Below are 9966 nucleotides of genomic sequence, written 5' to 3' on the forward strand. Positions count from 1 at the left end.
GTCGTTGGCCTATCACGGCCGCGCTGACGGTCATCCCCCGCGGTCCGTCAAAGTGACAATCCCCCGCCCACGGGGGATTTCCGCCTTGACGCTCGCGGCCCTGCTTGCGGCAGGGTGTCCCGAGGAGGGCCCCAATGCGCCAGTCGGATGCCGCCAACGCCATGATCGACGACCTGTCCCGCCCAGACGCGCCCGGCGGCGTCGCCGGCGTGGTCGTCAATGGGGAGTTGGTCTGGCGGCGTGCATTCGGCCTCGCCGATCTTTCGACCGGTAGGCCCTTCGCGCCCGACACCCGCTTTCATGTCTGCTCGATAACCAAAACCTTCACGGCCCTGCTTCTTGGCCTGCTGGAGGCAGATGGCGCGCTGTCGATGGACGACCCCCTGCGCCGTCACCTTCCCTCGACGCCGGACTACGACACGCCCCTGACCCTCCGCCATCTAGTCACCAACACCAGTGGATTGCGCGACTACTTCCCGCTGATGTGGCTGGAGGCAGGCCGCATGGCTGGGGTCTATCCCCGGGAGCCCATGGAGCGGCACGCTCTGGCGCAGCCGACCCTGATGTTCCCACCGGGCGCGCGGTACTCCTATTCCAACAGCAACTTCGTGGCCCTTTGTCGGGTTATGGAGTCGCTCACCGGCCAGACCTACGCGACCCTCGTGCGGGACAGGATCCTCGATCCGCTGGGCATGACCCGCAGCGAATTCCGCATCCAGACCATCCCGGAGCCGAACGAGGCCGCGCTCGGCTATTTCGAGGATGGCGAGGGTGGGTTCAGGGCGCCGCGCCTCGATGTCCACGAGGCGGGTGATGGCGGCCTGTGGAGCACGCTGGACGATATGCTGCGGTACGGGGCGGCGTTGGCGTCCGGCGGCTTCGGCCCACCGGGCCTGATCGCTCGTCTGACAACGCCCACGCTGCTGACCGGCGGGCATCCGAGCTGGTACGCCAGCGGCTTTGGCACGGGAGAGCGCGGGGGCGCGCGGTGGTTCGGCCACGCCGGCGGGCTGGCAGGCATGTCGACGAATCTCGTCTGCCTCCCCGATCAAGGAGGGGCGGTGGTCACCGCGTTCAACGGGCCGGCCGGCGACGCTGAAGAGCTGGGCTTCAGGCTGGCGGACCTGTTCCTGAATCTGAAGCCGGCGACCCGGCGGCCCGTCGCGCCGAAATCGCTGGCGCCGGACTGGGCCGGCTGCTGGCAGGACGAGAGGGCGGGGCTGACCGCCGAGATCACAGTGAACGGGGACCTCGCCGAACTGACCCAGTTCGGCTGGACGGTCCCCTTGTCGGCCGCCGCTCCCGACATCCTCGAAGATCCCGGCAGCGATACCGTCGTGCGGCGGCTGGGAGCGGACAGCCTCGCGCTCGCCGCCGGTCGCGGGGCGCCGGTGACCCTGACTCGTCGCCCGGCGGGGGCGTCTCCGCCGCCGACGGGAGTCTATCAGGGCCTTGAGGTGCAGGCCCGGCTGGAGGTCCTGGAGGATGGCCTGGTGATCCACGGCCTGGAGGGACCTTCGCCCCCCTATCCGCTTCAGCCCGTGGCCCGCGACGTCTGGACCCTGCTGCGCCCCGACGGCGCGCGCGCGGGCGCGGTCATCACCCGCACTGCCGACGACGCCCTTCTTGTTTCAATGGCCAAGGCCGAACGCATCCTGTTCCGGAGACTTCCATGACCGCCCCGACCGGCCTGCCCAAACTGTCTGTCGAGGCGTATCAGAAGGCCGAGGCTCTGCTGTCCTGGAACGCGGCTAAGCTTGTCCGCAACGCCTCTGTTTCACCAATCTGGGAGGCCGACAGCGCCTCGTTCCGGTATCGGCGTCAGGATGCCGACGGTGTGGAGCAGTGGGTCAGAGTCGATGTCGCCACAGGCGAGCGCGTTCCGGCCGGCCCACCGGCGAAAGCGGGTCAGGCCTGGCGAGATGGAGAGCTGCCGTCGCCGGACCGGCGGCGCGCGCTGCGCCTGGTCGACGACAACATCATCCTTCGTGACGTCACGACCGGCGAAGACCGCCCGTTGACGACGGACGGGGTTCCGCTGAACGGCTGGGGCGGATCGCCGGGCACGAGCCTCGAGCCGGTGACCCAGACCCGGTCCGGACGTGTTCCGCTGCCGGTGGCCGCCTGGTCGCCGGACTCCCGGCGCGTCGTCGCCCATCGCATCGACGAGCGCGACCTGCGGGATTTCCACTTCCTCGAAGCCTGTCCGAAGGACGGCTCGGCGCTGCCCAAGCTCTATTCGGCTAAGTTCTCGACACCGGATGACGCAGTCCTCGCCACGGCCGAATTTGCGATCTTCGATATCGAGACCGGCGCCTCGCGGCCCATCCAGATGTCGCCCCAGTTGATCACCCGCGAGTCGCCGATCGAGCGGGCCCAGGTCTGGTGGTCGGCCTCGGGCGCCGTGCTGTTCGTCATGGTAGTCGATCGGGGGGACAAGGCGTTTCACATTCACCGGGTGGACCCGGCGACCGGCGTGGCCACCCTACTCTGGACAGAGGCCGGCCAGACCTACGTCGAAGCGAACGTCGGCTGGAACGAACCGATTGGCCGAGTACTCGACGACGGCGGCAAGCTGCTGCTGATGTCGGAGCGCAGCGGCTGGATGCACCTGTGGCTGCACGACGGCATGACCGGCAAGCCGCTGGTCCAGCTCACGTCCGGCGACTGGGTGGTGCGGGAGGTTGTCCGCGTCGATGAGGCGAACGGTCGGGTGTTCTTCCTGGCGGGAGGGCGTGAGCCTGACCGTGACCCCTACCTCCAGCACCTCTATTCGGTGCGGCTGGACGGGTCGGGCCTGACCCTTCTGACGCCCGAGCCCGCCGAGCACCGTGTCGCGGTCTGGTCGCCGCCGCCGTTCCTGACCTGGCGCGGCTATCCCGACTTCGATGCGCCCCGCGCCGAGGGCGTCTCGCCGGATGGCCGCCATGTGGTCGAGACCTATTCGACGGTCACGGAGTCCCCAGTGTCCGTCCTCCGCCGCACGGCTGACGGGGCGGTCGTATCGGTGCTTGAGACGGTGGACGTGTCGGCCCTGGAACAGGCCGGCTGGACCTGGCCGGTTCCCTTCCGGGTCAAGGCGGCCGACGGGAAGACCGACATCTACGGGGCGCTGTGGCTGCCGCGCGGCTATGACGACGCCGGTTCCTGGCCGGTGATCGACAGCATCTACCCGGGGCCCCAGACCATCCGCACGCCCAAGGCCGGCGTCTCGGGCGACCTCTGGGGCATGGGGTCGCTGGCCGGCGGCGCGGCGATGGCCATGCTCGGCTTCGCGGTCGTCACCATCGACGCGACCGGGGGGCCGTTCCGTTCGAAGGCGTTCCACGATATCTCCTACCGCCGGATGGAACGGGCGGGGGGGCTGGAGGACCATATCGTGGCCATCCGCCAGCTCGCGGACCGCTATCCCGGCCTCGATCTCGACCGGGTAGGCATCTTCGGCTTTTCCGGCGGCGGCACGGCGACCTGCCGGGCCCTGTTCGAGTACCCGGAGTTCTTCAAGGCCGGCGTCGCGGCGGCGGGCAGCCATGATCTCCTGGGCTACACGGCCTACTGGGGGGAGAAGTACGAAGGCCTGTTCGAGGCGGAGTCCTACCGGCGGGTCCGGAACGGAGACCTTGCGGCTAACTTCCAGGGCAAGATCCTGCTGGTCGCCGGCGAGCTGGACGACAACTGCCACCCGGCGATGACGCTGCAGGTCGCCCATGCCCTGATGAAGGCCCACAAGGACTTCGAGCTGCTGATCATGCCCGGGCACAACCACATGACGCCCGGCGGCGCGGGCTATTTCACCCGGCGCCTCTGGGACTTCTTCGTGCGGCACCTCAACGGCCAGGAACCGCCGCCCCACTATGTACTCAAAGGCCCCCTGGACGAGGTGGTCTGACGATGGACATCGACTGGATCCGCGCGCTGCCGGTGGACTCGACCACCAAGGGCATGCCTGGCGGTCTGGCGGCCATGCCCCAGGGGCGAGTCGGAGACATGGGCTGGAACGTCCTGAGGCAGGACCTGCCATTCCCGCTGGCCGTGCTCAAACGCGAGGCGCTCGACGCCAACCGCGCCTGGATGCGCGCCTTCACGGCGATGGCCGGGGTCACGATCGCCCCCCACGGCAAGACCACCATGACGCCCGAATTGTTCGCCCTGCAGATGGCGGACGGCGCCTTCGGGATCACCTGTGCGACGGCTGGGCATCTGGAAGTTTATCGCGCCGCCGGCGTGCCGCGCGTCATCCTCGCCAACCAACTGGTCGGGCGGACCAACCTGCGCATGGCCCTGGCTCATCTTCGCGATCCGGCGTTCGAGCTCTACTGCCTCGTCGACTCCGAAGCGGGCCTTCAGGCGCTCGCGGACACGGCCCGAGAACTGGGCCTCGACCGGCCGGTGAAGGTCCTGATCGAGATCGGGGCTGCGGGCGCGAGAACGGGCGTGCGCACGATCGGGGAGGGGGTCGCCCTGGCGCGCCTCGCCGTGCGCTTGGCGGAAGTCCGGCTGGCCGGTGTCGAAACCTACGAGAGCATCTTCCCAGAGGCAGAGAAGACCGATCCGGAGCGCCCGGTCGCGGGACTGCTGGACCTGGCGGCGTCGGCGGCGGAACGGATCGCCGCGGAACTGCCGCCGTCGACGGAGCCGTTCCTGCTCACCGCCGGCGGATCCGACTTCTTCGACCTGGTGGTCGAACGCTTCCGTCGTCTCGATCTCGGCCGGCCGGTGGAGATCGTTATCCGCAGCGGCTGCTACATTACCCACGACAGCCTGCACTACGCCGATTGCATCGAGCGCCTGATCACCCGGTCTCCGGATGCGGCGGCCCTGCCGGGCGCGCTGCAGCCGGCCCTCGAGGTCTGGGGCGCCGTCCAGTCGCGCCCTGAAGCAGAACGGGCCTACGTCAATCTCGGTAAGCGCGACATTTCCTATGATTGGGAATTGCCGACGCCCACCACCTGGTTCCGGCCCGGCCTGCACAGCGCCCCGCGGCCGGCGCCCGCGAGTTGGCGGACGCTGAGGCTCAACGACCAGCACCTGCACCTCGAGGTGCCGGCGGACGACGGGATCCAGGTTGGCGACCTGGTCGCCTTCGGCATCTCCCATCCTTGCACCACCTTCGACAAATGGCGGGTGATCCCGGTCGTGAACGCCGACTATGACGTGGTGGACGCGTTCAGGACCTTCTTCTGAGCCTCGTAGACCTTGATGGCGGCAGCCAGATCCTCGGCGGCGCAGCCCACGGACTTGAACAGGGTGATGTCTTCCGCCGCCTGACGACCCGGCCGCTCCCGGCGGCAGAGGTGGGTCAGGCTGGTCAGCGCCCCGGGATCAAGCAGGCCGGTCGCGATCGGCTGGCAAAGGTCACCGGCCTCGTGCGGGGCGCCTTCCAGCGTGTCGCAGAACACCCGTGCGCGCCGGATCGCCTCGTCGTCGGCCTCGCGCATGCCGGGCGTGAACCCGCCCACGAGGTCGACGTGAACACCCGGGCGCAGCCAGGCGCCCCGAATGACCGGATCCGTCGACAAGGTGGCCGCGCTCACCAGATCGGACCGGCGGACGGATGCCTCCAGATCTTCTGTCCGGCTGATATCCAGGTCGGGGCGCTCAGACCCTAGTTGTGCCGCCAGGGTCGTGGCCTTTTCGGCGTTCCGGCCCCAGACCAACACCTCGCGAAGCGAGGGACGCAGGGCGAGGTGCGCCTTGACCAGGTGGGCCGACAGTCGGCCCGTGCCGATCATGGTCATCACAGACGCGTCCCCCCGCACGAGGAAGGAGGCAGCCAACGCGGACGCCGCCGCCGTCCGGCGCGCGGTCAGTTCGCCTCCGTCGATGAGGGCGAGGGGCTCGCCATCCATCGCGTTGAGCAACAGATACTGGCCGGAAACGGCCCTCCGGCCGGTCCTGCCGTTGCCGGGAAACACGGTCGCGATCTTGACGCCAAGATAGCCGCCCTCGGTCCATGCCGGCATGGTCAGGAGGGTCGCGTCGGGTGCGCCCGGCACGGGCACGGTGTAGTGGCCGCGGACCGGCGCGGTGACCCCCTCGCGGAACGCCGCCGCGATGGCGTCGGCGAGCGCTTCATAGCCGGCGGCCGCAGCGACCGCGTCAGTACCGATGTGCATCATGTTCCGGCTCTAGCCGAGAACCCGGGTCCGGGGGAGGAGTCTTGGGGCAAAGTGATATCGCGACGGCCGGGCGTGACGCGCCGCCGTTTCGCATTCGCCGGGGCGGCATACGCTTCGGGTGCGGATCATGATGGTCAGCGTGGCCGGAACAGGAAATCCTGAACGGCAAAAGAGGGGGTGGTTCAACATGTCTTACCGCTTGCAAAATCTGCTGCTTGGCGTGGCCGTCGGCGCGCTTCTGGCAACGCCCGCGTTCGCCGAGGGCCCAACGACCGATACGACGGTGGATTCGCTGATCGTGACGGCCAACAAGCGCGAACAATCGCTGCTGACGGTCCCCGGGAGCATCGCAGCGCTCGGCCAGGACGCCATGGACGATTTGATGGTCAAGGATGTCCAGGATTATGCGGACCTGATTCCGGGTCTCGACATCACGGCCCCGGTGCCGGGTATCACGAAGATCACGATCCGCGGCCTGTCGTCCGAGTCCGTGACCAGCAGCGTCGGCGTCTACATCAACGAAACGCCCGTCACGCAGAACGAGCTCGACCCTGATCTGAAGCTCTATGACGTCAATCGCATCGAGGTGCTGCGCGGGCCGCAGGGGACGCTGTACGGCGAAGGTTCGCTGGGCGGCACCGTCAAGATCATCACCAATGCGCCCGACATGTCCGGCGCTTACGGCTCCTTCGAGACCGCAGCGTCCCAGTTCGAAAACGGCGACGGCCTGAACTACTCCGCCGCCGGTTTCTTCAATGCGCCGCTGGGCGAGAATGCCGCCATCCGCGGCGTGCTCAGTTATCGCAACAACGCGTCCTGGATCACGAACGTCGGGCCGGGGCATGCCGACAATGACGAGCAGACCCTGACAGGCCGCCTGGCCCTCAAGCTGCGCCTGTCCGATACGGCCGATCTCACGCTCACCTATATCGGCCAGAGCATCTCGCTGGGCGGGCCTCGCAATGTGATCGACCCCGCGCTCGGCGACCTGAAACGCTCGACGCGGGTCGACGAGTCGGTTTCGGACGATCTCAGCATCCTCAGCGCCACGCTGGCTTGGGACCTGGGCTTCGCTGACCTGACCTCTGACACGTCCTATTACACGCGGACCCAGAACACGGTCGGCAACAACAACCAGACCGGCGGGACCCGCTTCTTCTACAACGAGATCAGCGGCGCGGCGGCCGGCTTCGGCCCCTTCGCCCAGTTTGGCGCCCCTCCGGGCTTCCCGTTCGTGACGACGCCGGAGTCGCTGGTCGACTTCACTGGCGAGGCGGAGCAGCTGACACAGGAAATCCGTCTGGTCTCGAAGCCCGGTGAGCGCGTCGACTGGATCGTCGGCGCCTTCTACAAGGACCGCCACGACACCAAGGACACCTACTTCGAAGGCGTGATCACCAACTCGCCGGTGGTCAATTTCGCCAACCTGGGCATTCGTCGCAGCCGGACCCTGCTGACCTTCGACTGGAAGCAGATCGCGGCTTTCGGCGAGGTCACGGTGCACCTTACGCCCCGTCTCGATTTCACCGCCGGCCTGCGCTACGCCTCGGAGGAGGTGCACAACCGGGAGAACCTGGATGGCCTGTTCCAGTATAACTTCGGCACCTACCCGCCGACGACGACGCCGGTCCAGTTCGGCCCCGTCTCGGATACGTTTACCTCCACGACGCCGCGGTTCGTTCTTTCCTACAAGATGAACGACGGCTGGATGGCCTACGCCACGGCTTCGAAGGGCTTCCGCTCGGGCGGCTTCACAGGGGTGACGCCGTTCAAGCCTGACAGCGTCTGGAACTACGAAGTCGGCCTCAAGGGACACACGGCCGACAACCGGTTCTCGATCGCCACAGCGCTCTACCGGATCGAGTGGACCGACGTGCAGGTGTTTGACGATATCGCCACGCCACCGTTCTTCGCGGTGCGCAACATCGGCGAGGCGGAGGTCACCGGGCTTGAGCTTGAGGTCACGGCCCGGCCGACGGACCGGCTGGAACTGTCTGCGGGCCTCAACCTGATCGACACGGAGATCACAGCGATCGACCCGAGCGCCAGCGATCCCGACATCATCGCGGCCAAGGGCAACCAGCTGCAGAAGGTGCCCAATGTCAGCTACTCCGCGTCCGGCACCTACACCTGGCCGGTAGCGAACGGCTGGGAAGGGCGCGCCACGGTGAGCGTCGTCTACCAGGGAGAGTCGTTCTCTGACTTCCGCAACCTGCCTTCCGAAGAGCTCGACGCCTACACGACCCTCGCGACCCGCGTCGGGGTCGAGAACGACCGCTACAGCGTCTATCTCTTCGGCCGCAACCTGACAGACGAACGGATCCAGCTGGACATTTCCGGAGCCGGCAGCGCCGTCCTCGGGACGACCGTCGGTCGGCCCCGGATGATCGGGCTCGAGTTCAAGGCCAAGTTCAACTGAACTGGACGGGCGGGGATGGACGGCCATCCCCGCCGCATCGCTCCGCAGCCCTGATGCCGAGGACCCCCTCAATGACCTCTCGCGTACCCATCGGGCAGCTTGCCGCCTTCGTTCTCCCTAAACTGGCGCTGGGCCTGATCACGGCGCCCTTCTTTTATGTTTTGCCGACCTTCTATGCCCAGAACACGAAGGCCACGCTCGCGGGACTGGGCACAGCGCTGATCGCGTCCCGCCTGTTCGACGCCTTCACCGACCCCCTGATTGGCTGGCTCAGCGACAAGACCAAATCGCCCTGGGGCGCTCGGAAACCCTGGATCGTGGGTGGGGCGATCCTCATTGCCGCCTCGATCTTTTTTCTCTTCCAGCCGGGGGGCGACGCAACCGTCACCTACTTCCTGCTCTGGTCCCTGATTTTCTATCTGGGCTGGACCATGTTCGAGCTTCCCTCGGACGCCTGGCTGACCGAACTTACCCGCGACTACAATGATCGCTCGCGGATTTCCGGCTGGCAGGGTCTCGCGGCCCAGGCCGGCGGTTTCGTCTTTTTCGCCGCCTCCGTCACAGGCATCTTCGGCAAGGGGATGAGCGCCGAGCTGTTGCGCGCGGTGGGATGGGCCAGCCTCATCGTCCTGCCCGGATCGGTCATCCTGGCGGCCATTTTCGTGCCGTCGGGCGCGCAATCGGCCAAGGCGTTTGAAACCCCGAAACTCAGCGGCCTCTGGCGGGCCCTGCGCAGTAACAGCGCGCTTCAGGTCCTGCTCTGCTCCCAGCTGCTTGGCGGCTTTGGCGGAGGCATCTACCTCGGAACACAGCTCCTGCTGCTCGATGGATATTTCCACCAGGCTCACAACTTCGGCCTGATCTTCATGGGCTACCAGGCCGTTCATTTCGCGGCGATGCCGATCTGGCTTAAGATCATCTACAGGTTCGGCAAGCACCGCTCCTGGGCCCTGAGCTGGGGTCTCTCGGCCGCTATGACGCCGCTGACCCTGCTGGTGCCGCCTGGCGAACACGCCATCTGGCCGCTGTTGATCCTCGCCATGGTCCGCTCGGCGGTCGGGGGGGCCGACATCGTCGCGCCGCGCGCCCTGATGGCCGACGCAATCGACTACGGCATCCTGAAGACAGGTGAGAACTCGGCGGGCAGCTACTTCGCGGCCTCGTCGCTGGCGGTGAAGTTCTGCGCCGCGGTCTCCAGTGGCGTGGCGTTCTGGCTGCTCGCCATGATCAGCTACGATCCCAAGCCCGGTGCGGTGAACAGCAGCGGCGCGATCGTCGGCCTGATCGTGGTCGGGATGCTGCTGCCGATGATCTGCAACGTGCTCGCCGCGTCGCTTATCTGGCGGTTCCCCATCGACCGTCGCCGCGCGGAGATCATCCGACGACGGGTCGAGGGTCGGCGCTCGCACGCCGCGCCGGCGGAGTAGG

The 9966-nt window shown here is 67.4% G+C and carries 6 protein-coding genes; 5 read left to right on the plus strand and 1 reads right to left on the minus strand.

The features are described from left to right. Positions 1–134: 134 nt before the first annotated feature. From AC1RN0_RS01230 to AC1RN0_RS01240, 3 genes are read left to right on the plus strand one after another with little or no spacing between them, the layout of a single operon-like run. Positions 135–1676, plus strand: a complete 1542-nt coding sequence (locus AC1RN0_RS01230) for a serine hydrolase domain-containing protein (protein WP_492785603.1) — start codon at positions 135–137, stop codon at positions 1674–1676. Continuing rightward, complete coding sequence (locus AC1RN0_RS01235; protein WP_492785604.1) at positions 1673–3889, plus strand: S9 family peptidase; 2217 nt, start codon at positions 1673–1675, stop codon at positions 3887–3889. Before AC1RN0_RS01230 ends, AC1RN0_RS01235 begins: the two co-directional genes overlap by 4 nt. 2 nt (positions 3890–3891) lie before the next feature. After that, complete coding sequence (locus AC1RN0_RS01240) at positions 3892–5184, plus strand: alanine racemase (protein WP_492785605.1); 1293 nt, start codon at positions 3892–3894, stop codon at positions 5182–5184. Here AC1RN0_RS01240 and lhpI read toward each other — a convergent pair. Further along, on the minus strand, positions 5148–6119 hold the full coding sequence (gene lhpI, locus AC1RN0_RS01245; protein ID WP_492785606.1) for a bifunctional Delta(1)-pyrroline-2-carboxylate/Delta(1)-piperideine-2-carboxylate reductase: 972 nt from the start codon (positions 6117–6119) through the stop codon (positions 5148–5150). The genes AC1RN0_RS01240 and lhpI overlap by 37 nt on opposite strands. A gap of 127 nt (positions 6120–6246) precedes the next feature. Here lhpI and AC1RN0_RS01250 point away from each other — a divergent pair, with 127 nt between their 5' ends. Both AC1RN0_RS01250 and AC1RN0_RS01255 read left to right on the plus strand, forming a co-directional pair. Further along, positions 6247–8538 carry a TonB-dependent receptor gene (locus AC1RN0_RS01250; RefSeq protein ID WP_492785607.1) on the plus strand — a complete coding sequence of 764 codons (2292 nt, stop codon included), beginning with the start codon at positions 6247–6249 and terminating at the stop codon, positions 8536–8538. Between the two features lie 71 nt (positions 8539–8609). Further along, positions 8610–9965 (plus strand): MFS transporter, encoded by a 1356-nt coding sequence (locus tag AC1RN0_RS01255; RefSeq protein ID WP_492785608.1) that lies wholly within the window; start codon positions 8610–8612, stop codon positions 9963–9965. Position 9966: the final 1 nt, after the last annotated feature.

Source organism: Caulobacter sp. GW821-FHT12F03 (genome assembly GCF_058806855.1).

Coding starts and splice junctions, on each gene's coding strand:
- AC1RN0_RS01250 (WP_492785607.1), top strand. CDS start 6,247: ATGATGGTCAGCGTGGCCGGAACAGGAAATCCTGAACGGCAAAAGAGG.
- AC1RN0_RS01235 (WP_492785604.1), top strand. CDS start 1,673: ATGACCGCCCCGACCGGCCTGCCCAAACTGTCTGTCGAGGCGTATCAG.
- AC1RN0_RS01255 (WP_492785608.1), top strand. CDS start 8,610: ATGACCTCTCGCGTACCCATCGGGCAGCTTGCCGCCTTCGTTCTCCCT.
- AC1RN0_RS01240 (WP_492785605.1), top strand. CDS start 3,892: ATGGACATCGACTGGATCCGCGCGCTGCCGGTGGACTCGACCACCAAG.
- AC1RN0_RS01230 (WP_492785603.1), top strand. CDS start 135: ATGCGCCAGTCGGATGCCGCCAACGCCATGATCGACGACCTGTCCCGC.
- lhpI (WP_492785606.1), bottom strand. CDS start 6,119: ATGATGCACATCGGTACTGACGCGGTCGCTGCGGCCGCCGGCTATGAA.